The sequence below is a fragment of the Microbacterium plantarum genome (genome assembly GCF_035231185.1).
Classification (GTDB): Bacteria; Actinomycetota; Actinomycetes; order Actinomycetales; family Microbacteriaceae; genus Microbacterium; species Microbacterium plantarum.
This window is the reverse complement of the sequence record NZ_CP141117.1, coordinates 1719192-1740167: the sequence shown is the minus strand read 5'-3', so window position 1 is coordinate 1740167 and position 20976 is coordinate 1719192. Positions and strand designations below refer to the sequence as shown.

At 69.2% G+C, this 20976-nt stretch carries 21 protein-coding genes; 15 read left to right on the top strand and 6 right to left on the bottom strand.

What is annotated here, in order from left to right:
- The first annotated feature begins 29 nt into the window (after window positions 1-29).
- From VC184_RS08355 to VC184_RS08310, 10 genes are all read left to right on the top strand, one after another.
- On the top strand, window positions 30-1550 hold the full coding sequence (locus VC184_RS08355; protein ID WP_282501015.1) for an ABC transporter permease: 1521 nt from the start codon (window positions 30-32) through the stop codon (window positions 1548-1550).
- Window positions 1547-2590 (top strand): ABC transporter permease, encoded by a 1044-nt coding sequence (locus tag VC184_RS08350; RefSeq protein WP_269266148.1) that lies wholly within the window; start codon window positions 1547-1549, stop codon window positions 2588-2590. The genes VC184_RS08355 and VC184_RS08350 overlap by 4 nt, the downstream gene beginning before the upstream one ends.
- The gene (locus VC184_RS08345; RefSeq protein ID WP_282501014.1) at window positions 2587-4242 is read left to right on the top strand and encodes an ABC transporter ATP-binding protein; all 1656 of its coding nucleotides are present in this window, start codon (window positions 2587-2589) and stop codon (window positions 4240-4242) included. The genes VC184_RS08350 and VC184_RS08345 overlap by 4 nt, the downstream gene beginning before the upstream one ends.
- Window positions 4243-4351: 109 nt before the next feature.
- On the top strand, window positions 4352-6265 hold the full coding sequence (typA, locus tag VC184_RS08340; RefSeq protein WP_274177954.1) for a translational GTPase TypA: 1914 nt from the start codon (window positions 4352-4354) through the stop codon (window positions 6263-6265).
- A gap of 106 nt (window positions 6266-6371) precedes the next feature.
- Window positions 6372-7094, top strand: coding sequence for an AzlC family ABC transporter permease (locus VC184_RS08335; RefSeq protein WP_323985747.1), 723 nt, complete (start codon window positions 6372-6374; stop codon window positions 7092-7094).
- Window positions 7091-7405 carry an AzlD domain-containing protein gene (locus VC184_RS08330; protein ID WP_114589537.1) on the top strand — a complete coding sequence of 105 codons (315 nt, stop codon included), beginning with the start codon at window positions 7091-7093 and terminating at the stop codon, window positions 7403-7405. The genes VC184_RS08335 and VC184_RS08330 overlap by 4 nt, the downstream gene beginning before the upstream one ends.
- 9 nt (window positions 7406-7414) lie before the next feature.
- Window positions 7415-7816, top strand: coding sequence for a histidinol dehydrogenase (locus VC184_RS08325; protein ID WP_114589536.1), 402 nt, complete (start codon window positions 7415-7417; stop codon window positions 7814-7816).
- A 9-nt stretch (window positions 7817-7825) separates the two neighbouring features.
- Window positions 7826-8152, top strand: coding sequence for a ferredoxin (gene fdxA, locus VC184_RS08320; RefSeq protein WP_023950512.1), 327 nt, complete (start codon window positions 7826-7828; stop codon window positions 8150-8152).
- Complete coding sequence (dapC, locus tag VC184_RS08315) at window positions 8149-9255, top strand: succinyldiaminopimelate transaminase (protein WP_274177951.1); 1107 nt, start codon at window positions 8149-8151, stop codon at window positions 9253-9255. Before fdxA ends, dapC begins: the two co-directional genes overlap by 4 nt.
- A gap of 101 nt (window positions 9256-9356) precedes the next feature.
- A complete protein-coding gene (locus tag VC184_RS08310) occupies window positions 9357-10649 on the top strand; it encodes a citrate synthase (RefSeq protein ID WP_274177950.1) in 1293 nt (430 codons plus the stop codon).
- 127 nt (window positions 10650-10776) lie between these two features.
- Here VC184_RS08310 and ppk2 read toward each other — a convergent pair whose 3' ends face one another.
- On the bottom strand, window positions 10777-11577 hold the full coding sequence (gene ppk2, locus VC184_RS08305; RefSeq protein ID WP_274177949.1) for a polyphosphate kinase 2: 801 nt from the start codon (window positions 11575-11577) through the stop codon (window positions 10777-10779).
- A gap of 92 nt (window positions 11578-11669) precedes the next feature.
- On the opposite strand from ppk2, the gene VC184_RS08300 reads away from it, so the two are divergent.
- Entirely contained in the window at window positions 11670-13277 is a 1608-nt protein-coding gene (locus tag VC184_RS08300) for an L-lactate permease (RefSeq protein WP_323985744.1), read from the top strand.
- Window positions 13278-13302: 25 nt separating this feature from the next.
- Here VC184_RS08300 and dapD read toward each other — a convergent pair whose 3' ends face one another.
- Entirely contained in the window at window positions 13303-14253 is a 951-nt protein-coding gene (dapD, locus tag VC184_RS08295) for a 2,3,4,5-tetrahydropyridine-2,6-dicarboxylate N-succinyltransferase (protein WP_114589533.1), read from the bottom strand.
- Window positions 14254-14296: 43 nt separating this feature from the next.
- On the opposite strand from dapD, the gene dapE reads away from it, so the two are divergent.
- From dapE to VC184_RS08280, 3 genes are all read left to right on the top strand, one after another.
- Window positions 14297-15373, top strand: coding sequence for a succinyl-diaminopimelate desuccinylase (gene dapE / locus VC184_RS08290; protein ID WP_323985740.1), 1077 nt, complete (start codon window positions 14297-14299; stop codon window positions 15371-15373).
- Between the two features lie 10 nt (window positions 15374-15383).
- Entirely contained in the window at window positions 15384-16589 is a 1206-nt protein-coding gene (locus VC184_RS08285; protein WP_323985738.1) for a hypothetical protein, read from the top strand.
- A 73-nt stretch (window positions 16590-16662) separates the two neighbouring features.
- Entirely contained in the window at window positions 16663-16836 is a 174-nt protein-coding gene (locus VC184_RS08280; RefSeq protein WP_023950528.1) for a DUF3117 domain-containing protein, read from the top strand.
- A 67-nt stretch (window positions 16837-16903) separates the two neighbouring features.
- Here the strand turns inward: VC184_RS08280 and VC184_RS08275 are convergent, their stop codons facing one another.
- Window positions 16904-17539 (bottom strand): O-methyltransferase, encoded by a 636-nt coding sequence (locus tag VC184_RS08275; protein ID WP_112614926.1) that lies wholly within the window; start codon window positions 17537-17539, stop codon window positions 16904-16906.
- Between the two features lie 71 nt (window positions 17540-17610).
- Between VC184_RS08275 and VC184_RS08270 the strand changes: the two genes are divergently transcribed.
- Window positions 17611-18006 (top strand): Sec-independent protein translocase family protein, encoded by a 396-nt coding sequence (locus VC184_RS08270; protein ID WP_240309858.1) that lies wholly within the window; start codon window positions 17611-17613, stop codon window positions 18004-18006.
- Here VC184_RS08270 and VC184_RS08265 read toward each other — a convergent pair whose 3' ends face one another.
- Genes VC184_RS08265 through VC184_RS08255 form a run of 3 tightly spaced genes read right to left on the bottom strand, consistent with a single transcriptional unit; the run spans window position 18007 to window position 20944 of the window.
- Complete coding sequence (locus tag VC184_RS08265) at window positions 18007-19143, bottom strand: Mrp/NBP35 family ATP-binding protein (protein ID WP_323985735.1); 1137 nt, start codon at window positions 19141-19143, stop codon at window positions 18007-18009.
- Window positions 19140-19673, bottom strand: a complete 534-nt coding sequence (locus VC184_RS08260; RefSeq protein ID WP_112614922.1) for a DUF1003 domain-containing protein — start codon at window positions 19671-19673, stop codon at window positions 19140-19142. The genes VC184_RS08265 and VC184_RS08260 overlap by 4 nt, the downstream gene beginning before the upstream one ends.
- Complete coding sequence (locus VC184_RS08255) at window positions 19673-20944, bottom strand: magnesium transporter MgtE N-terminal domain-containing protein (protein ID WP_112614920.1); 1272 nt, start codon at window positions 20942-20944, stop codon at window positions 19673-19675. Before VC184_RS08255 ends, VC184_RS08260 begins: the two co-directional genes overlap by 1 nt.
- Window positions 20945-20976 lie beyond the last annotated feature (32 nt).

The following is a 20976-nucleotide window of genomic DNA, read 5'->3' as shown; positions in this document are numbered from 1 at the left end:
CCGCGTACGACCAAGGGACCTCGACTTCCGTGCTGAAATTCATCATCCGCCGTCTGGCGGCAGCGGTGGGCATCATGCTCGCCGCATCCCTCTTGATGTACGTCCTGACGATCAACTCCGGCGACCCGCTCGCCGATCTGCGAGAGAGCAACGCAGACAACCGCGAACAGTTGATCGCTCGGCGTATCGAATACATGAACCTCGACCAGCCCTGGTTCCAGCGCTATCTCGGCTGGCTCGTGGGCGCGAGCAAGTGCCTCATCGGCCAGTGCGATCTCGGACTCACCCGGCAGGGCGTCGAGGTCACCACGCTCGTGGGACAGGCGGCTGCCTCGACGCTGAGGCTCGTCCTGCTCGCCACGATCCTGGCGCTAATCATCGGCATCGCCATCGGCATCATCACCGCGATCCGGCAGTACTCCGGCCTGGACTACGCGGTGACGTTCCTGACGTTCCTCTTCTTTTCGCTGCCGGTCTTCTGGGCGGCGGTGCTCTTCAAGGAGTACCTCGCGATCGGATACAACGACTGGATCCGTGATCCGGAGCTCTCGCCGATACAGATCATCGTGATCGCCGTCGTCATCGGCTTCGTCGTGCAGGTGCTCGGCGGCGGCTCGCTGAAGCGCCGGGCGATCACCTTCGCCGCCACCGCCGCGGTTCTGGGGGCAGCGCTGCCCCTCATGCTGGCGACGAACGCGTTCCGCGAGCCGCGCCTCACCGTCATCGGTGTGGCCGTGCTCACCGTTCTGCTCGCGCTCAGCGCGACAGTGGCATCGGTGGGACTGCACAACCGGCGGGTGCTCGTCATCGGCCTGGCCAGCGCAGGACTCGTGGTCGTCATGCACCTGGCGCTGACCAACGTGTTCATCTATTACATGAACTGGGGCGTGCTCGCCGGCGGTGCACTGCTGGCGATGATCGTGCCGTTCCTCATCGGACGGTTCTTCGGCGGGCGTTTCCGAGGGCCGGCGACAGTCGTCGCGTTCGTCACGATCTTCGGCGGTGCCCTCCTGACGGTCGTGGACGCGCTCTTCCGCGTGTGGCCCTCGTTCCTGCAGCGCAAGCCGCGTCCGATCTCGACGATCGGCGCGCAGACGCCGAACTTCGACGGGACGTTCTGGCAGACCTTCCTCGACATCGGCACGCAGATGCTGCTGCCGACGCTGCTGCTGACGGTCATCTCGCTGGCGTCGTACAGCCGCTATACGCGGACGTCGATGCTCGAGGTGGGCAACCAGGACTTCATCCGCACGGCGCGGGCGAAGGGCGTGCCGGAGCGGCTGGTCATCTTCCGCCATGCATTCCGCAACGCCCTCATACCCATCGCGACGATTGCGGCGTTCGACTTCGCCGGACTCATCGGCGGGGCCGTGGTCACCGAGCAGGTGTTCGGGTGGAAGGGCATGGGCGACCTGTTCGCGACCGGACTGCGCGAGGTCGACCCGAATCCCGTGATGGCCTTCTTCCTCGTGACCGGCCTTGCCGCGATCGTCTTCAACATGCTGGCGGACATCTTCTACGCCGTCATCGACCCGAGGATCCGAGTATGACGAACCCGAACGACAACGTGCCGACCACGACGTCGGTCCTCTCGGTCGCGGAGGCCGAGGACGCTGCGCTCGCGAAGAGCACGGCCGCGCCCCGCTCACAGGCCCGCATCGTCTGGGGACGCTTCCTGCGGCACCGCGCGGCGACGATCTCCGCGGTGATCCTGATCTTCCTGACGCTCCTGAGCTTCACCTCGGTCGGTTTCTTCGGCATCCCGGGATGGTGGCCGCACGACTACCGCGCCGCCGGTGACGTGGTCAACGGGGGCGCCCCGACGCTGAGCCTGATCCCCGAGTGGCTCGGTGGCGACGGCATCCGCATCGGCGAGCACCCGTTCGGGCAGGAGAACACGGGCAAGGACTTCTTCGCACTGACCATGATGGGCACGCAGCGTTCGATTCTGCTGGGCCTCGTCCTGGGCATCTCGTCGACCGTCATCGGAAGCATCGTCGGCGCTGTCGCCGGCTACTACCGAGGCTGGGTCGACTCCATACTGATGCGCATCACGGATCTGTTCATCGTCATCCCGCTGCTCGCCCTCGCAGCTGTCGTGGGTCAGATCGCCGGGAACATCGGCAAGAACCCGATCGTGCTGGCTTTCATGCTGTCGCTCCTGACCTGGACCGGTCTCGCGCGTCTCGTTCGTGGTGAAGTGCTCTCGCTCCGCGAGCGCGACTTCGTGCTCGCCGCCCGCGCCTCGGGCGCCGGGGGAGCGCGCATCATCTTCCGACACCTCATGCCGAACGTCGTGGGCGTCATCGCCGTCAACGCCACGTTCGCGATCGCCGGCGCGATCTTGCTCGAGAGCTCGCTGTCTTACCTCGGATTCGGCGTCGTCCCCCCGGAGACGTCGCTGGGCCTGCTGATCAGTCAGTATCAGGGCAGCTTCACCAGCAGGCCGTGGCTGTTCTGGTGGCCGGGCATGATGATCCTCGCGATCGCCCTGTCCATCAACTTCCTGGGCGACGGCATCCGCGACGCGTACGACCCGCGCCAGTCGCGCAGCGTGCGTCGGGAGATCAAGAGGAGGAACCGCGCATGAGCGTCACCGCCACGCGTACCGCACTGAAGTTCACCGACCTTTCGGTCACGTTCCTCACCGGATCGGGCGATGTCAACGCCGTCAAGGGCATCTCGCTCGAGGTGCGCCCGGGCGAGGTCGTGGCCGTGGTCGGCGAGTCCGGCTCCGGAAAGTCGGTGACCTCTCTCGCCGCCATGGGGCTCCTCGCGGAGAACGCCATCACGCGAGGATCCATCACGGTCGGCGAGACCGAGGTGATCGGGCTCCCGAACGAGCGCATGCGCAAGCTCCGTGCCAGCGAGATCGCGATGATCTTCCAGGAGCCGATGACGGCGCTCAACCCGGTGCTCACGATCGAGCGTCAGCTCACCGAGATCTTCGAGCTCCACGACGTCGCCTACGGCGAAGACGCGCGGGACCGGTCGATCGGCCTGCTGCGCGACGTCGGCATCCCCGAGCCGGAGCGGCGCATCAAGCAGTACCCGCACCAGTTCTCGGGTGGTCAGCGTCAGCGCATCGTCATCGCGATGGCGATCGCGCTCGACCCCAAGGTCATCATCGCGGACGAGCCGACCACCGCCCTCGACGTCACCGTCCAGGCGGAGATCCTCGACCTGCTCCGGCGGCTGAAGGACCACCGCGATGCGGGCATTCTGCTGATCACGCACAACATGGGCGTCGTCGCCGACATCGCCGATCGCGTCGCTGTGATGTACCGCGGTGACTTGGTCGAGGTCGGCGACGTCGAGGACGTCCTCACCCGGCCGCAGCATCCCTACACGAAGAAGCTGCTCGCCGCCGTTCCCCGTCTCGACCCCGAGCTGACGGCGCGAGTCGCCGCCAGCGCCACGCGCGACGTGGTGCTGGAGGCGAAGGGACTCGTCCTCGAGTACGCCGGGCGCGGCAAGACGTTCCGCGCCGTCGAGGACGTCTCGTTCGACCTCGCCGCCGGCGAGGTGCTCGGCATCGTCGGCGAGTCCGGCTCGGGCAAGTCGACGATCGCGCGCGCCGTGCTCGGGCTGATGCCGGTCGCGGACGGGACGCTGAGTCTCGGCGGACGAGACCTCGCGAAGCTGCGCGGGCGCAAGGCGAAGAACGTACGGCGCGAGATCGGCGTCGTCTTCCAGGACCCCGCGGCATCCCTCGACCCGCGGTTCCCGATCGGCGACTGCATCATCGAGCCGATGGCCATCCACCGTGTCGGCACCAAGGCGGAGCGGCTCGACCGGGCCCGCGAGCTGCTCGACGCCGTGCGGCTGCCGCGCGACGTGCTCGAGCGCTACCCGCACGAGCTGTCGGGCGGTCAGCGTCAGCGCGTCTCGATCGCGCGGGCTCTCACGCTGCGGCCGAAGCTCTTCGTCGCCGACGAGCCGACGTCGGCGCTCGACGTGTCGGTCCAGGCCGCGGTGCTCGACATGCTGAAGGAACTGCAGGAGACGTACTCGTTCGCCTGCATCCTCGTCAGCCACGACCTCGCCGTGGTCGACCAGCTGTCGGACCAGATCCTCGTGCTCAAGTCGGGGCGAACGGTCGAGCAGGGGCCGACGTCGCGGGTGCTGCTGCAGCCTCGCGAGTCGTACACCCGGGAACTGCTGGCCGCCTCGCCGGTGCCGGATCCGATCGAGCAGCGCCGGCGCCGCGAGGAACGCCGGGCCGCTCTCGACGCGTCCTGAGGGTCGGACTCCGACCTTCTCGCAGGCGCCCCGCGAACTCGCAGGGCGCCTGCGTTAAACTGTCCCGTCGGCATCCCGGCGTTTTCCCTTCATCCTGAGGACCCCCTTCATGGCGCATGCCCTTCGTCCTGACCTCCGCAACGTCGCGATCGTCGCGCACGTCGACCACGGCAAGACGACGCTCGTCGATGCCATGCTCCGCCAGACCGGCTCGTTCGGCGACCACGCGCACGTCGAGGAACGTGCCATGGACTCGAACGATCTCGAGCGTGAGAAGGGCATCACGATCCTCGCCAAGAACACGGCGATCACCTACAACGGCGTCCACACCGACGTGCCCGTGACGATCAACGTCATCGACACCCCGGGTCACGCCGACTTCGGCGGAGAGGTCGAGCGCGGCCTGTCGATGGTCGATGGTGTCGTGCTGCTCGTCGACGCGTCGGAGGGTCCGCTGCCGCAGACCCGTTTCGTGCTGCGCAAGGCGCTCGAGGCCAAGCTCCCCGTCATCCTGCTCGTCAACAAGACCGACCGCCCCGACGCCCGCATCGCGGAGGTCGAGGAGGAGGCCCACGACCTGCTGCTGGGCCTCGCCGGCGACCTCGTCGACGACGTGCCCGACCTCGACGTCGACGCGCTGCTCGACGTGCCCGTCGTGTACGCCTCGGGCCGCGCGGGCGCGGCGTCGCGCAACCGTCCCGACAACGGCGAGCTCCCCGACAACGACGACCTCGAGCCGCTCTTCGAGGCGATCCTCGAGCACGTGCCGGCGCCGTCCTACGACGACGAGGCCCCGCTTCAGGCCTGGGTGACCAACCTCGACTCGAGCCCGTTCCTCGGACGCCTCGCCCTGCTCCGCGTCTTCAACGGCACCCTCAAGAAGGGCCAGACGGTCGCGTGGGTCCGCCACGACGGTTCGCACTCGAACGCGCGCATCACCGAGCTCCTCAAGACGAAAGCCCTGGATCGTTTCCCGGCCGAGTCCGCCGGCCCGGGCGACATCGTCGCGATCGCGGGTATCGAGGACATCACGATCGGTGAGACCATCGCCGACCCGGAGGACGTCCGGCCGCTCCCGGCGATCACCGTCGACGACCCGGCCATCTCGATGACGATCGGCACGAACACCTCGCCGCTGATGGGCAAGGTCAAGGGTCACAAGCTCACCGCGCGCATGGTCAAGGACCGGCTCGACCGCGAGCTCATCGGCAACGTCTCGCTCAAGGTCGTCGACATCGGACGCCCCGACGCATGGGAGGTGCAGGGTCGAGGCGAGCTCGCGCTGGCGATCCTCGTCGAGAACATGCGCCGCGAAGGCTTCGAGCTGACCGTCGGCAAGCCGCAGGTCGTGACGCGCCGCGACGAGAACGGCAAGCTCACCGAGCCGTTCGAGCACCTGACCATCGACGCCCCCGAGGAGCACCTCGGCGCGATCACGCAGCTGATGGCAGCTCGCAAGGGCCGGATGGACACGATGACGAACCACGGCACCGGCTGGGTCCGCATGGAGTTCGTCGTTCCGTCGCGTGGCCTGATCGGGTTCCGCAGCGAGTTCCTCACGATCACGCGCGGCACCGGTATCGCGAATGCCATCTCGCACGGCTATGACGAGTGGGCGGGCGCGATCTCGACCCGTCAGAACGGCTCGATCGTCGCCGACCGCTCCGGCGTCGTCACTCCCTTCGCGATGATCGCCCTCCAGGAGCGCATGAGCTTCTTCGTCCAGCCCACCGAAGAGGTCTACGAGGGCATGGTCATCGGCGAGAACTCGCGCGCCGACGACATGGACGTCAACATCACGAAGGAGAAGAAGCTCACGAACATGCGTTCGTCGACCTCGGACTCCTTCGAGTCGATGACGCCCCCGCGCGTGCTGACTCTGGAGGAGTCGCTCGAGTTCGCGCGTGACGACGAATGCGTCGAGGTCACCCCTGAGAAGGTGCGGATCCGCAAGGTCGTGCTGGATGCGACCGAGCGCGGCCGCGCCGCGTCGCGCGCGAAGCGCCAGGACGCCAACGCCTGATCCGGCTCCCCGAAGCCCGCCACGACCCCGGATTGCCGATCCTCGGCCTCCGGGGTCGTGGCATTCGCGGGGGCCTCCGGTTCGGCGGGTCGATAGCATCGGAGCGATGGAGCAGGATGCCGCGACGCGGCGCGCGTGGCGCGATGGGATCGGCGTATCCGTCGCGACGAGCGCCTACGGCGTATCGTTCGGCGCGCTCGGGGTCGCCGCGGGGCTCGATGTCTGGCAGACCTGCGTGCTCAGTCTCCTGATGTTCACGGGCGGCTCGCAGTTCGCCTTCGTCGGTGTCGTCGCGACGGGTGGCTGGGCGGCGCTGCCCGCGGCCATCGCCTCCGCAGCACTCCTGGGCGTTCGCAATGTGGCATACGGTCTTCGCATGGCGCCGGTGGTCGGCGGGAGCATCGCGCGGCGGCTGAGCGCCTTCCCGTTCACGATCGACGAGTCGACGGCAGTCGCCCTCGCGCAGTCGGGCCCCCGCGCACGCCGCATCGGCTTCTGGGCGACCGGAGTGGGCATCTATATCGGATGGAACCTCTTCACACTCCTCGGCGCGCTGCTCGGCGACGTCCTCGGCGACCCCCGGGCTTATGGACTCGACGCGGCCGCCGCGGCAGCCTTCCTCGCGCTGCTGTGGCCGCGGCTCCGCCGGCTGGACGCGGTCGTCGTCGGAGTGGCCGCCGGAGTCGTCGCCGGTGTCGCGACGCCCCTCACGATGCCCGGGATCCCCGTCCTCATCGCCGGCGTCGTGGCCATCGTGGTCGCCGCGGCCATGCCGGGCCGGCGTTCGTCGCGGGGCGATGACGCGAAGACGACGGGGGAGGCCCGATGAGCCCGTGGACCGGCATCCTCGTCGCCTCGATCATCTGCGTGGCGCTGAAGGCGCTGGGATACCTCCTTCCGCCGCGATGGTTCGACGGGGAACGCGCGCAGCGCATCATCGACCAGCTGACGATCGCTTTGCTCTCCGCGCTGGTCGTCGTGCAGACGCTCGGCGCGGGCGCCGCGATCGTGGTGGACGCGCGCCTGCCTGCCGTGGCGGTGGCCGCCGTCCTGCTCGCCGCGCGCGCCCCCTTCCTCGTGGTCGTGGCGGGGGCGGCGCTGGTGGCGGCGGTGCTTCGGGCGTGCGGATGGGCCGCTTAGACTGGCTCGGTGAATCAGACCTGGACCCGCTTCGCCGGGTGGCTCGTCGCCGCGATCGCGGGAGCCGTCTACGGTGTCGCGGGGACGATCACCCAGGCGTACTCCTGGGGTGTGCTGCCGGTGGGGCTCATCGTCGCTGTCGCCGGCGTGACCGCCCTCGTCGCGGGGCTGCGGCTGCTCACCGACGACCGGTGGACGGCGCTGGCCTGCGGGCTGGGCGCTCTCGTCGCAACCGTCGTCTTCTCCGGACGCGGGCCCGGCGGCTCGGTCGTCGTGCCTGCCCCGCCGGACGGGCAGCTGAGCACCGGGCTGATCTGGACGTTCGCTGTGCCGGTCATGGTGGCCGTCGTGGTCGGTTGGCCCTCGTTCGCGGGAGCACGCCGGGCGGCCGCGTCCGATCGCACGAACTAGACTCGTCATGTGACTTATGTGATCGCCCTCCCGTGCGTGGACGTGAAGGACCGCGCCTGCATCGACGAATGCCCCGTGGACTGCATCTACGAGGGTGAGCGCTCGCTGTACATCCACCCGGATGAATGCGTCGACTGCGGCGCATGCGAGCCGGTGTGCCCGGTCGAGGCGATCTACTACGAAGACGACCTGCCGGACGAGTGGCAGGACTACTACACCGCGAACGTCGAGTTCTTCGACGACCTGGGATCTCCCGGAGGCGCCGCGAAGGTCGGCGTCATCGCGAAGGACCACCCCCTCGTGGCCGCGCTGCCGCCGCAGGGGGAGGGGCATTGAGCGTCCGCGACCTCGCCGACTACCCCTGGGACGCCGTAGCGCCCTACGCCGAGAAGGCCCGCCGCCACCCGGGCGGCATCGTCGACCTGTCCATCGGGTCGCCGGTCGACCCGACGCCTGAGGTCGTCGCCCGCGCCCTGCGCGAAGCGACCGACGCGCATGCGTACCCGCAGACCGTCGGCACCCCCGCGCTTCGGGAGGCCATCGTGCGGTGGTACGAGCGTCGTCGCGGTGTCACCGGTCTGGCCCCCGACAGCGTGCTGCCGACGATCGGGTCGAAGGAGCTCGTCGCGCTCCTCCCGCTGCTGCTCGGCCTCGGTGCCGGCGATGTCGTCGTGCATCCCCGCGCCGCCTACCCGACGTACGAGGTCGGCGCCCGCCTGGTCGGTGCGACGCCGGCAGCCGCAGACGACCCGGCCGACTACCCGGAGGGCACCCGACTCGTCTGGGTCAACTCGCCCGGAAACCCCGACGGACGCGTGCTGGACGTCGCGGAGCTGCGGCGGATCGTCGCCCGCGCACGCGAGCTCGGCGCCGTCGTCGTCTCGGACGAATGCTACGCCGAGCTCGGCTGGGACGGGCCCTGGGCGAGCGAGACGGTGCCGAGCGTGCTCGACCCGCGGGTGAGCGAAGGCGACGTCAGCGGTCTGCTGTCGGTGTACTCGCTCAGCAAGCAGTCGAACCTCGCGGGTTATCGGGCGGCGTTCCTGGCCGGCGACCCGACGATCGTGGCCCGGCTTCTCACCGCGCGGAAGCACCTGGGACTGATGCAGCCCCTGCCCGTGCAGCGGGCGATGGTCGCAGCCCTGGGCGACGACGATCACGTCGCCCGACAGAAGGACCTGTACCGCCGCCGTCGCGATGTGCTCCGACCGGCGCTCGAGCGCGCGGGCTTCCGTATCGATCACAGCGAAGCGGGACTCTATCTGTGGGCGACGGCGCAAGAGGACGCGTGGGAGACGCTCGGCCGGCTCGCCGAACTCGGCATCCTCGCGGGCCCCGGCCACTTCTACGGAACGCAGTTCCCGCAGCACGTTCGTTTCTCGCTGACCGCGTCGCAGGAGCGGATCGACGCCGCTGCCGCACGCCTGACGGGGTCGTAGGTTCTCTCCTACCGATCCGCTGATCCTTTGGCGCCGTACGGAGTAGGCCCGTGCGCCCGATAGGCTGTAATGACCGCACCGGACGATCGCAAGGAGGCTTCGTGAACGACACGGGCACCCCGCAGAAGGCCACCGTCACCATCGGTGACCGCACCGCCGAATTGCCGGTGCTGCACGGAACCGACGGAGTTCCGAGCGTCGATTTCTCGACGTTCACCAAGCAGACGGGCCACACGAGCCTCGACTACGGCTTCGTCAACACCGCGGCCACGCGGTCCGCCATCACCTACATCGATGGTGACCAGGGCATCCTGCGTTACCGCGGCTACCCGATCGAGCAGATCGCCAAGCACTCGACGTACCTCGAAGTGGCCTGGCTCCTGCTCTACGGCGACCTGCCCACGGCTGACGAGCTGGCTGACTTCGACGACCGCATCCGTCGTCACACGCTGCTGCACGAAGACCTCAAGCGCTTCTTCTCGTCCCTACCGCACACCGCGCACCCGATGTCGGTGCTGTCCGCCGCCACCGCCGCCCTGTCGACGTATTACGAGGACCAGTCCGACCCGAACAACCCCGAGCACGTCGAGCTCAACACGATCCGGCTCCTCGCGAAGCTGCCCGTGATCGCCGCGTACGCGCACAAGAAGAGCGTCGGGCAGGCCTTCCTCTACCCCGACAACTCGCTGAGCTTCGTCGACAACTTCCTGCGCCTGAACTTCGGCGTCCTCGCCGAGAACTACGAGGTCAACCCGGTCGTCTCGCGCGCGCTCGAGCGTCTGCTCATCCTGCACGAGGACCACGAGCAGAATGCCTCGACCTCGACCGTGCGCCTGGTCGGGTCGACCGGTGCGAATCAGTTCTCCTCGATCTCGGCCGGTATCAACGCGCTCTACGGGCCGTTGCACGGCGGCGCGAACGAGGCCGTCCTCGACATGCTGGCCCGCATCCGCGACTCCGGCGAGAGCGTCGAGCGCTTCGTCGCCCGCGTGAAGAACAAGGAAGACGGCGTGAAGCTCATGGGCTTCGGGCACCGGGTCTACAAGAACTACGACCCGCGCGCGAAGCTCGTCAAGGAGTCCGCGGACGAGGTCCTCAACGAGCTCGGCGTCGTCGACCCGTTGCTCGATCTTGCGAAGGAGCTCGAGGAGATCGCCCTGAGTGACGACTACTTCCGCGAGCGTCGCCTGTACCCGAACGTCGACTTCTACACGGGCGTCATCTACAAGGCGATGGGCTTCCCCACGCGCATGTTCACGCCGCTGTTCGCGATCGGTCGGCTGCCCGGCTGGCTCGCGCACTGGCGCGAGATGCAGAACGACCCGCAGACGAAGATCGGGCGTCCGCAGCAGCTGTACGTCGGCTCGGCGGAGCGGGACTACCCCACCTCCTGAACGGCGCTCGACGATCACGAGAGGCCGGCACATCACAGCGATGTGCCGGCCTCTCCCATGCGGTCGCGGATCGCGCCACGTTACCTCGACGTCCGCGGGGTGCCGCTGGACCGGGGCACCCCGTGTGTCACTTGTCGATCAGTGTCGCCGCGTAGTCGGGGACGTATCCGTCGAGCTGCTGCGGCGGGCGGTCGTAACCCCCGGATGGCGGGCGCGGTGGGATCTCGATCTCAGGCCGCTCGACCACTTCGTAGGGGATCTGTCCGAGCAGATGGTGGATCATGTTGATCCGGCCTCGGCGCTTGTCCTCGTTGTCGACCTCGTGCCAGCGCGCCTCCGGGATGTCGGTGTGCACGAACATCGTGTCCTTCGCGCGCGAGTAGTCCTCCCACTTGGTGATCGAGAGCACGTCGTTGGGGGAGAGCTTCCACCGCCGCATCGGATCCTCGTTGCGCGACCGGAATCTCTTCTCCTGCTCGACATCCGACACACTGAACCAGTACTTCAGCAGCAGGATGCCGTCCTCGACGAGCATCCGCTCGAAGATCGGCGCCTGATGCAGGAACCGGTGGTACTCCTCGTTGGTGCAGTAGCCCATGACCCGCTCGACCCCGGCGCGGTTGTACCAGGACCGGTCCATGAGGACGATCTCGCCGGCGGCCGGCAGATGCGCGACGTATCGCTGGAAGTACCACTGCGAGCGTTCGCGCTCGGTCGGCGCGGGAAGCGCGACGATGCGCGCGACCCGAGGATTGAGATACTCGGCGACGCGCTTGATCGTGGATCCCTTGCCCGCGGCGTCGCGCCCCTCGAAGATCACCACGATGCGGGCGCCGGTGGCCTGCACCCAGGCCTGCATGTCGACGAGCTGCGCCTGCAGCCGCCGCAACTCGGCTTCGTACACCTTCTTCGGCAAGCGATCGGCCATCGAGCCACCTCCTGACGCGAGCATACGCCCCCCTCGCGCGGGTGTGCGGCCCGGTCTAGGGTGGGCCGCACGCACGAGCAGGGGAGCGAAGCATGTGGATGCAGACGACCGATCCGCTCGGCTCGCTGGCGCTGTCGGCACTCGTCGCCGCCATTCCGATCATCGTCTTCCTCGTCGCGCTCGTCGGACTTCGCCTCAGCGGCATCCTCGCCGGTCTCATCGCGCTCGTCGCGCAGCTGCTGGTGGCCGCACTCGGATTCGGGATGCCGCTCACGGCAGTCGGGGGTGCGGGCCTGCTGGGCCTGCTCACGGCGGTCTGGCCGATCGCCTACATCATCGTGATGGCGGTGTGGCTCTACAAGCTCGCTGTCGCGAGCGGTCGCTTCGACGTCATTCGTTCATCGATCGGGGGCATCTCGAAAGATCAGCGGATCCAGGTGCTCCTCATCAGCTTCTCCTTCGGCGCCTTCCTGGAGGGCGCCGCCGGGTTCGGCGTGCCCATCGCCATCTGCGCCGCGCTCCTGGTGCAGCTCGGGTTCCGCCCGCTGCGGGCGGCCATGATCTCGCTCGTCGCCAACGCGGCGGCGGGAGCATACGGCGCCATCGGCATCCCCGTGATCGTGGGTGCGCAGGTCAGCGGCCTCGAGGTGCAGGAGCTGTCGCGTGCAATGGTGCTGGTGCTGCAGCCCCTGACGCTGCTCATCCCGTTCTTGCTCGTGGTCATCCTGGACGGTTTCCGCGGGCTGCGTGAGACGTGGCCGGCCACGCTGCTGGTCACCATCGTCTTCAGCGGCGTGCAGGCGGGCGTGCTGTGGTTCCTCGGCCCCGAGCTCGCCGACCTCGGTGCAGGCCTGGCTGCGATGGTCGCGCTCTTCCTCCTCGGCCGGGTCTGGCAGCCTCGGCGGGTCCATCGTGAAGTCGGCGCGCCCGAGCCGGAGCCGCACAGCGCCAACGTACGTGAGGTGATCGGGGCATGGAGCCCGTTCTACATCCTGACGGCGGTCATCCTGGTCTGGAGCCTGCCGGTGTTCAAGAACCTGTTCGCCGCGGGCGGGCCCTTGGCCGCGCTGGTGTTCGCGGTTCCGATGCCCGGGCTCACCGGCAGCGTGCAGACCCCCGGCGGTGATGTCGTCACGGCGACGTGGGGCTTCACTCCCATCAACGCGACGGGCACGGCGATCCTGCTGGCGGTGATCGTGTCGTTCTGGACGACGCCGCGCCTGCGCGCGGCCGACCTGGTGTGGACACTGGTGGAGACGGTGCGCGGCCTCTGGCGCGCGTTGCTGCTCATCGCGATCATTCTCGTCCTGGCCAACGTCGCGAACTACTCGGGCGGCTCGGCCTCGATGGGCACGGCTCTGGCGGCGGTCGGGCCGCTCTTCCCGTTGCTCGCACCGATCATCGGCTGGATCGGCGTCTTCCTGACGGGGTCGGTCGTCAACAACAACACGCTGTTCGCGCCCCTCCAGGTCGCCACCGCCGAGCAGATCTCCGTCGACCCCGGGTTGCTCGTCGCTGCGAACACGGCAGGCGGCACAGCCGCCAAGGTCATCTCGCCTCAGTCGATCGCGATCGCGGCCGGTGCGGTCGGACTCGCCGGACGCGAGTCGGAGATCCTCCGGGCGTCGCTCTGGTACAGCCTCGGCATGCTCGCCGTGGTGTGCCTGTGGGGCGGTCTGCTCTCGGCGCTCCTGCTCTGAGCGCCGCCCGGATCACGCGACGCGATCAGGCGTGCAGAGCCTCGTTGAGCGTGACTCCGACGCCCGCGCGGCGAACAGCCTCGATCGCGCCGGTCAGCGAATTCCGGCGGAACAGGATGCCGTCGCGCCCGGACAGCTCTGCGCCCTTGACGCTCGGACGCGCACCCGAGGCCGTGGCGGGCTCGTCGGCGAGGACGATCTTCGACCCTGCCGTGACGTAGAGCCCGGCCTCGACCACGCAGTCGTCGCCGAGCGAGATGCCGATGCCGGCGTTGGCGCCGAGCAGCGTGCGACGGCCGATCGACACCCGGTGGCTGCCGCCGCCGGACAGCGTGCCCATGATCGAGGCGCCGCCCCCGATGTCGCTCCCGTCACCGACCACGACGCCCTGCGAGATGCGACCCTCCACCATGGAGGCGCCGAGCGTGCCGGCGTTGAAGTTCACGAAGCCCTCGTGCATCACGGTGGTGCCCGGTGCGAGGTGCGCGCCCAGGCGGACGCGGGAGGCGTCGGCGATGCGCACTCCGGGGGGAGTGACGTAGTCGAGCAGACGGGGGAACTTGTCGAGGCTGTGCACCTGGATGCCGTCGCGCTGGAGCAACGGCCGACGGCGCGTCGCGTCATCCGGGTGCATCGGGCCCGCGGTCGTCCAGGCGACGATCGGGAGGTGCCCGAAGATCCCGTCGAGATTGACGGTGTTCGGTGCCGCGAGGCGGTGTGAGAGCACGTGCAGGCGGAGGTACGCATCCGGGGTCGACGCCGGCGCCGCATCGAGGTCGATCGAGATGGTGACGGCCTCGACCGTCACGCCCCGGCGCTCGTCGTCCGCTGCGAGCGGCGCCCAGGTCACCATCGCGGCGGCGGACTCGGCGGCCGCCGGTGTCCCGAGCGCGGGCTCCGGGAACCAGGTGTCGAGTGTCGTGCCATCGCTGCTCGAGGTCGCGAGTCCCACGCCCCATGCCCACCGTTCGCTCATGGCTCCAGGTTATCGGTGCAGTCGCCGCCGATAGAATCGCCGCATGCCCGAGCTCGATCTGACCGTGTCCAGCGCCGATCTGACTCGGGCGGTGTGCGACATCCCCAGCGTGTCGGACGACGAGACGGCCCTCGCCGACGCCATCTTCGCCGCCGTATCGCCGTTGGCGCACCTCGAGGTCATCCGCGACGGCGACACGATCGTCGCGCGCACGCAGCTCGGTCGCGCGCAGCGCGTCGTCATCGCCGGTCACATCGACACCGTTCCCATCAACGCGAACCTGCCCGTTCGCGAGATGGTCGAGGACGGGCAGGAGTTCCTGTGGGGGCGAGGGACCGTCGACATGAAGGCGGGCGTCGCGGTGCAGCTGAAGCTCGCGGCAGAGCTCGTCGACCCGCGCGTCGACATCACGTGGATGTGGTACGACCACGAGGAGGTCGCCGCCGAGCTCAACGGCCTGACGCGGCTCGCGGCGAACCGTCCCGACCTGTTCGCGGGCGACTTCGCGATCCTCGGCGAGCCCTCCAACGGTCAGGTCGAGGGCGGCTGCAACGGCAATCTGCGCGCGATCGTGCGGACGCACGGGGTGCGTTCCCACAGCGCCCGCGCGTGGATCGGCGACAACGCCATCCACCACGCGGCCCCGATCCTCCAGCGACTGTCGGAGCACACGCCCGCCGACGTCGAGGTGGAAGGACTCGTCTATCGCGAGGGGCTCAACGCCGTCCGGATCTCGGGCGGCATCGCCGGGAACGTCATCCCCGACCTCTGCGAGGTCGAGGTCAACTACCGCTTCGCGCCGAGCCGTTCGCCCGAAGAGGCCGTCGCGATCGTCCGCGAGTTCTTCCACGGCTTCGAGGTGGAGGTGGTCGACCTCGCCGGAGGTGCACGACCGGGCCTGGATGCGCCGCTCGCCCAGGAGTTCGTCGCCGCGGTGGGAGCCGAGCCTCGCCCCAAGTACGGCTGGACGGATGTCGCCCGGTTCTCGGCGTTGGGAGTGCCCGCCGTCAACTACGGCCCGGGCGACCCCTCGCTCGCGCACCACGACCAGGAGCGGGTGCCGGTCGAGCAGATCGACGCCGTCGAGCGCGGCCTGCGCACCTGGCTCTCGAACCGGTGACCCGGCGCGCATGAGGTCGCTGCGTCGCGCCGCGATCGCGCTGCCGCCCGCGGTTGCGATCGCGCTGATGTACCTGCTCTCGCGCGCTGTCACGACGGGCTTCCTGCTCGGAGCGGCCGAGCTGAGCGGACCCCGGTCCCGCTTCGGCGCCGACGCGACTCTGGGCACTCTGACGATGGGGTGGGACGCGCAGTGGTACTGGCTCATCGCGTTCAGCGGATATCCCGCCGAGCTGCCGCTCGACGCGGCGGGCCACGTCGCCCAGAACGCGTGGGCGTTCATGCCGGTCTACCCCGTCATCACAGGCGCCGTGGGGTGGGTCGTCGGCGGATTCCCGGTCGCTGCGCCCCTGGTGTCGGCAACGGCCGGCTATCTCGCGTGTCTCGTCCTCTTCGCTCTGCTGCGCCGCCGCATCGGCCGCGCGGCAGCGATGTGGGCGGTCGCCTTCTTCAGCTTCGCGGGCCCGATGGCCGCGCTGTTCCAGCTCGGCTACGCGGAATCGCTTTTCCAGCTCTGGCTGCTCCTCGCGCTCCTCGCCGTGGAGCGCCGCCGGTGGTGGTGGCTGTACCTGTGGATCCCGCTCATGGCTTTCACGCGGCCCGGTGTCCTCGCCTTCTCGCTGATGCTCGCGCTGTACGGGATCTGGCGGTGGTTGCGGCGTCAGCACGACGACCTGCACCCGCCGGAGATCGCCCACGTCGTCGCGAGCGGGCTGCTGGCGGCCGCCTGCGGATTCGCCTGGCCCGTCATCACCGGCATCGTGACGGGTGATCCCGGGGCCTACCTGCAGACGGAACTCGCGTGGCGACGATCCTGGATCGGGGATCACGGGGGGTTCGTGCCCTTCGACGGCACAATGCAGGCCGCCGTGCTGTGGTCTGGAATCTGGGGGATTCCGGCGTGGGTGTGTCTCGCGGGGCTTGCGGCGATCGTGGTTCTCACCACGCTCCTGCTCGTCGCTGATCGCCGCGTGCGTCGCCTCGGTGTTCCGATACGTCTGTGGTCGGCCGCGTACGTCCTCTACCTGCTGGCGGTCTTCTTCCCCCAGTCGAGCACGTTCCGACTGCTCGTCCCGCTGTCACCGCTCTGGGGCGCCGTCGCGCTGCCCCGCGCGCTCTGGTGGCGCATCAGCGTGCTGGTGCTCGGTATAGCCGCGCAGTGGTGGTGGATCCACACGATGTATGCGCTCGGAAGCACCTTCGCTCAGATTCCCTGAGGGACGTGTCCGCGCTGTGCCTGCGCTGCACGATAAACTCTTCAGGTAGTCCTCATGACGAAAGGGAGCCGCGATGGCAGCCATGAAGCCGCGAACCGGAGACGGACCGATGGAGGCCGTGAAGGAGGGGCGCCTGATCATCGTGCGTGTCCCCCTCGAAGGCGGAGGGCGTCTGGTCGTCTCGGTCAATGATGAAGAGGCCAAGGAACTCCACAGCGTGCTGAGCGGAGTCGTCGGCGCAGCCTGACGATGCTGCACGGAAACGGCCGGTCCCTCTGGGGCCGGCCGTTTCCGTCTCTGCCGCTGAGCCGCCGTCAGGCGGTGGCTGCCGTCGTGAGTTGCAACAGTCCCTCTCCGACGATCGACAGCGCACCGAGCACCGCCGGCGACGACTGCGTCTCGTGGATGAGCGAGCGGTAGGCGCGGGTGATGTCGTCGCGGCGGACGGGGTCGGCGACGGCCCCACCTGCCAGCACACGGGGCACGAGGACCATCCCGCCCGGGCGTACGAGCCGAAGCCCATGCTCGACGTACTCGATGACACCGTCGGGGTCGGCGTCCACCAGCACGATGTCGTACGAGGCCTCATTCATGCGGGGGAGCACATCAGCCGCGCGGCCCGTGATGAAGCGGGCACGAGCCGGAGGGATCCTCGCTTCGGTGAAGGACTGCCGGGCGACGGCCAGATGCTCGGGCTCGATGTCGATCGTGGTCAGCGTGGCGCGTGGCGCCCCATGGAGCAGCCAGAGCGCGGAGACGCCGCCGCCGGTACCGATCTCGACGATGTTCAGTGCGCCCGTCGCGGCGGCGAGCACAGCGCATTGCGCGCCCACCGGCGCACTGATCGGCGCGGCTCCGATCTCGAGGGCGTGTGCACGCGCGCGAGAGATGTGCTCCGGTTCCACCGTCGCCTCCATCGCGAACCTGCGGATCGCTTCCTGATCACCCATGCATTCCTCCTTGTTCCAGCGTAGGCGCGCGGATGGCTCCGGCCGCTGAGGCGCACGGGTAATCTGGGGTCATGTTCTTCGGCCTAGACGGGGACAAGCTCATCCTCATCGGGGTCGCCGCTGTCCTGCTCCTCGGACCCGAGCGCCTTCCGCAGCTCGCCGAGATGCTCGCGCGTTTCACGGTCCGGGCACGTGATTGGGTCAACGGCGCGAAGGACCGCGTCAAGGACGAGATGGGAGAGGACTTCTCCGACGTCGAATGGCGCAAGCTCGACCCTCGGCAGTACGACCCGCGTCGCATCATCCGCGACGCTCTCCTCGAGGACGCCCCCGTACCGACGGTGCGCGCGGCCGCCGCGGGTGCGGCGATCAGCACGGCGACCGCCGTCGGGATGGATGCTGCGGGCGAGGCGGCGAAGCGATTCGAGCGCGGTGCCGACGTTCCGTTCGACGACGAAGCGACCTGATCAGCCCACACGCAGAGGCAGCGGGCGGCCGCGGAGATCGCGTCCGGTGCCTGCGATGGTGTCGGCGATGCGCGCGATCGCCTCGGCGGCGGCGTCGTCGGGATGCGCGACGACGACCGGGACTCCGCTGTCGGCGTCGCTGCGCAGAGCCGGGCTGAGCGGCACGGAGCCGAGCATCGGCACCGGCTGGTCGGTCGACAGGGCCTCGGCGACCCGCATCCCGCCGCCGCTGCCGAAGAGGTCGAGCGATGTCCCGTCGGGAAGCGTCATCGCCGACATGTTCTCGATGACCCCGATCACGCGCTGCCCGGTCTGCCGGGCGACGAGGCCGCTGCGCACCGCGACGTGGGCGGCGGCCGTCTGCGGAGTCGTGACGACCACGACGTCGGCGTGCGGGAGCAGCTGACCCACGCTGATGGCCACGTCGCCGGTGCCGGGGGGCATGTCGATCAGGAGGACGTCGATGTCGCCGAAGAACACGTCGGTCAGGAACTGCGAGACCGTGCGATGCAGCATCGGCCCGCGCCAGGCGACCGCGCCGGGGCTCCTCTGATCGCGCGGCAGGAACATGCCGATCGAGATCGTCCGGACCTCGTGCGCGATGGGCGGGATCATGAGCCCGTCGATACGCGTCGGCTGCGGTGGCAGGCCGTCGGCATCGACGAGACCGAGCAGCGCGGGAATCGAGAAACCGTGCACATCGGCGTCGATCAGCCCGACGGCGAGGCCGCGCTGCGCGAGGGCGACAGCGAGGTTCGCGGTGAGGGTCGACTTGCCGACGCCCCCCTTGCCGCTCGTGATGGCGATGACGCGTGTGAGCGAGTCCGGACCGAACGGGTTCTCGCGGGCGGCCTTCCCACCGCGCAGCCGCTCGGTGAGTGCGGCGCGCTCCGCCGGGGTCATCACCCCGACCTCGACCGAGACCGTCTCGATGCCCGGGGCGGACAGCGCGGCATCCCGGACGTCGCGCTCGATCCGATCGGCTGCAGGGCAGCCGACGATGGTCAGCGCGATGCCGACACGAGCGTGGGCGCCATCCACGGCGATGTCGCGCACCATGTCGAGCTCGCCCAGGGGCTTGCGCAACTCGGGATCGCGCACCGCCGCGACGGCCGCGCGGACGGCGTCCGTGCTCATCGCGTGTCCGGGCGCTCGTCGGAGTCGAGGCGGTCGAGCGCGGTACGCAGCTCGGCGCGCAGCGTCTCTTTGGTGACGAGTCCGTCGGTCAGGTCGGAGATCGCCATGCGCAGGGCGACGACCTCGCGTGCCAGGTACTCCGTGTCGGCCAGGTTCCGCTCGGCACGCTGACGGTCCTGCTCGATCTGCACGCGGTCGCGGTCGTCCTGCCGGTTCTGCGCGAGCAGGATCAGGGGCGCGGCGTACGACGCCTGCAGCGAGAGCATGAGCGTCAACGCCGTGAAGCCGTTGGCCGCGGAGTCGAACCGGAGCTCGACGGGCATGAGCGTGTTCCAGGCGAGCCACGCCGCACAGAACAGCGAGAGCGCGACGAGGAAGCCGGGCGTGCCCATCGCCCGGGCGATCCACTCGGTGAACCGACCGAACCGGTCGCGGGACGGCTGCGACGTCCGCTGACCGAGCACACCGCTGACACCGCTGCGCCGTCCACGGGGCGCCTCGAGCGAGGGGGTCTTCGACGAGCGGGCCATCAGCGGCGCCCCCGCATCGCAGCGGCATCCTGGGGCTCGACGTCTTGCGACCGCCAGTCGTCCGGAAGCAGATGATCGAGCACATCGTCGACGCTCACGACGCCGACGAGCCGGCGGGCCTGGTCGACGACGGGAACCGAGACCAGGTTGTAGCTGGCCAGCATGCGTGCGACCTCGGCCGCGGACGACGACGCCGCGACCGGGTCGACGGTGTCGTCGATGATCGCGCCGAGTCGCTCGTGAGGCGGGTAGCGCAGCATCCGCTGGAAGTGCACGGTGCCCAGAAGTCGCCCCGTCGGCGTCTCGTACGGGGGGAGCGTCACGAAGACGGATGCGGCGAGGGCCGGATGCAGCTCGTGTCGGCGGATGAGCGCGAGCGCCTCAGCCACCGTCGCCTCCGCCGACAGCACGATCGGGTCGCTCGTCATGAGGCCGCCCGCGGTGTCGGGACCGTACTCGAGGAGGGCGCGGACGTCCTCGGCCTCCTCCGGCTCCATGAGGTCGAGCAGCTGCTCGATGCGGCCTTCGGGGAGCTGACCGAGCAGGTCCGCCGCGTCGTCGGGCTCCATGGCGTCGAGGATGTCGGCGGCGCGCTCGTCGCCGAGCCGCTCGAGGATGTGGACCTGCTCATCCTCGGGCATCTCCTCGAGCGCGTCGGCGAGGCGCTCGTCGGGGAGTTCCTCGGCGACTTCGAGCAGGCGCTCCTCCGGAAGGTCGAGCAGCGTGTTGGCGAGGTCTGCGGGCTTGAGCTCCGAATAGGTCGCGACCAGCTGCTCGGCGGACTGGGCGGCGCCCGAGGACTGGTCCTCGCGCACGTCTTTCCAGGCCGCGAAGGTCGTCGGCCCCTTGGCGAACGGCGACGCACTCGTCTTGGGACGGCGGAGGAAGAGCTGGCCGATGTCCCATTCGCCGAGCCGGTTGCGCTCGATCGCGACATCCTCGATCACTGCGCCGCCCGACCCGTCGCGCAGGTAGACCTTCCGACCTAGGAGCTCGGCCATGACCCGCACCTCACCGCCGCGTTGCTGGAAGCGCCGCACGTTGATGAGACCGGTGGTGATCACCTGGCCGGTCGCGATCGAGGTGACACGGCCGATGGAGAGGAAGACGTTGCGTCTGCCCGGGATCTCGACGACGAGGCCGATGACTCGCGGAGGGTCCGATTTACGGAAGATCACGACCACGTCGCGGACCTTGCCGAGACGGTCGCCTGCGGGATCGAACACGACGCACCCGACCAGGCGCGCGACGAAAACCCTCTGCGTACTCACCGCTCCAGCGTAGTCGGCGACCGCGAAGGTGG

Bases quoted from the DNA above. Each gene is read 5' to 3' on its own strand.
- VC184_RS08350 (WP_269266148.1), top strand. From the start codon at position 1,547: ATGACGAACCCGAACGACAACGTGCCGACCACGACGTCGGTCCTCTCG.
- VC184_RS08345 (WP_282501014.1), top strand. From the start codon at position 2,587: ATGAGCGTCACCGCCACGCGTACCGCACTGAAGTTCACCGACCTTTCG.
- typA (WP_274177954.1), top strand. From the start codon at position 4,352: ATGGCGCATGCCCTTCGTCCTGACCTCCGCAACGTCGCGATCGTCGCG.
- VC184_RS08335 (WP_323985747.1), top strand. From the start codon at position 6,372: ATGGAGCAGGATGCCGCGACGCGGCGCGCGTGGCGCGATGGGATCGGC.
- VC184_RS08330 (WP_114589537.1), top strand. From the start codon at position 7,091: ATGAGCCCGTGGACCGGCATCCTCGTCGCCTCGATCATCTGCGTGGCG.
- ppk2 (WP_274177949.1), bottom strand. From the start codon at position 11,577: ATGGCCGATCGCTTGCCGAAGAAGGTGTACGAAGCCGAGTTGCGGCGG.
- VC184_RS08300 (WP_323985744.1), top strand. From the start codon at position 11,670: ATGTGGATGCAGACGACCGATCCGCTCGGCTCGCTGGCGCTGTCGGCA.
- dapD (WP_114589533.1), bottom strand. From the start codon at position 14,253: ATGAGCGAACGGTGGGCATGGGGCGTGGGACTCGCGACCTCGAGCAGC.
- dapE (WP_323985740.1), top strand. From the start codon at position 14,297: ATGCCCGAGCTCGATCTGACCGTGTCCAGCGCCGATCTGACTCGGGCG.
- VC184_RS08285 (WP_323985738.1), top strand. From the start codon at position 15,384: ATGAGGTCGCTGCGTCGCGCCGCGATCGCGCTGCCGCCCGCGGTTGCG.
- VC184_RS08280 (WP_023950528.1), top strand. From the start codon at position 16,663: ATGGCAGCCATGAAGCCGCGAACCGGAGACGGACCGATGGAGGCCGTG.
- VC184_RS08275 (WP_112614926.1), bottom strand. From the start codon at position 17,539: ATGGGTGATCAGGAAGCGATCCGCAGGTTCGCGATGGAGGCGACGGTG.
- VC184_RS08270 (WP_240309858.1), top strand. From the start codon at position 17,611: ATGTTCTTCGGCCTAGACGGGGACAAGCTCATCCTCATCGGGGTCGCC.
- VC184_RS08265 (WP_323985735.1), bottom strand. From the start codon at position 19,143: ATGAGCACGGACGCCGTCCGCGCGGCCGTCGCGGCGGTGCGCGATCCC.
- VC184_RS08260 (WP_112614922.1), bottom strand. From the start codon at position 19,673: ATGGCCCGCTCGTCGAAGACCCCCTCGCTCGAGGCGCCCCGTGGACGG.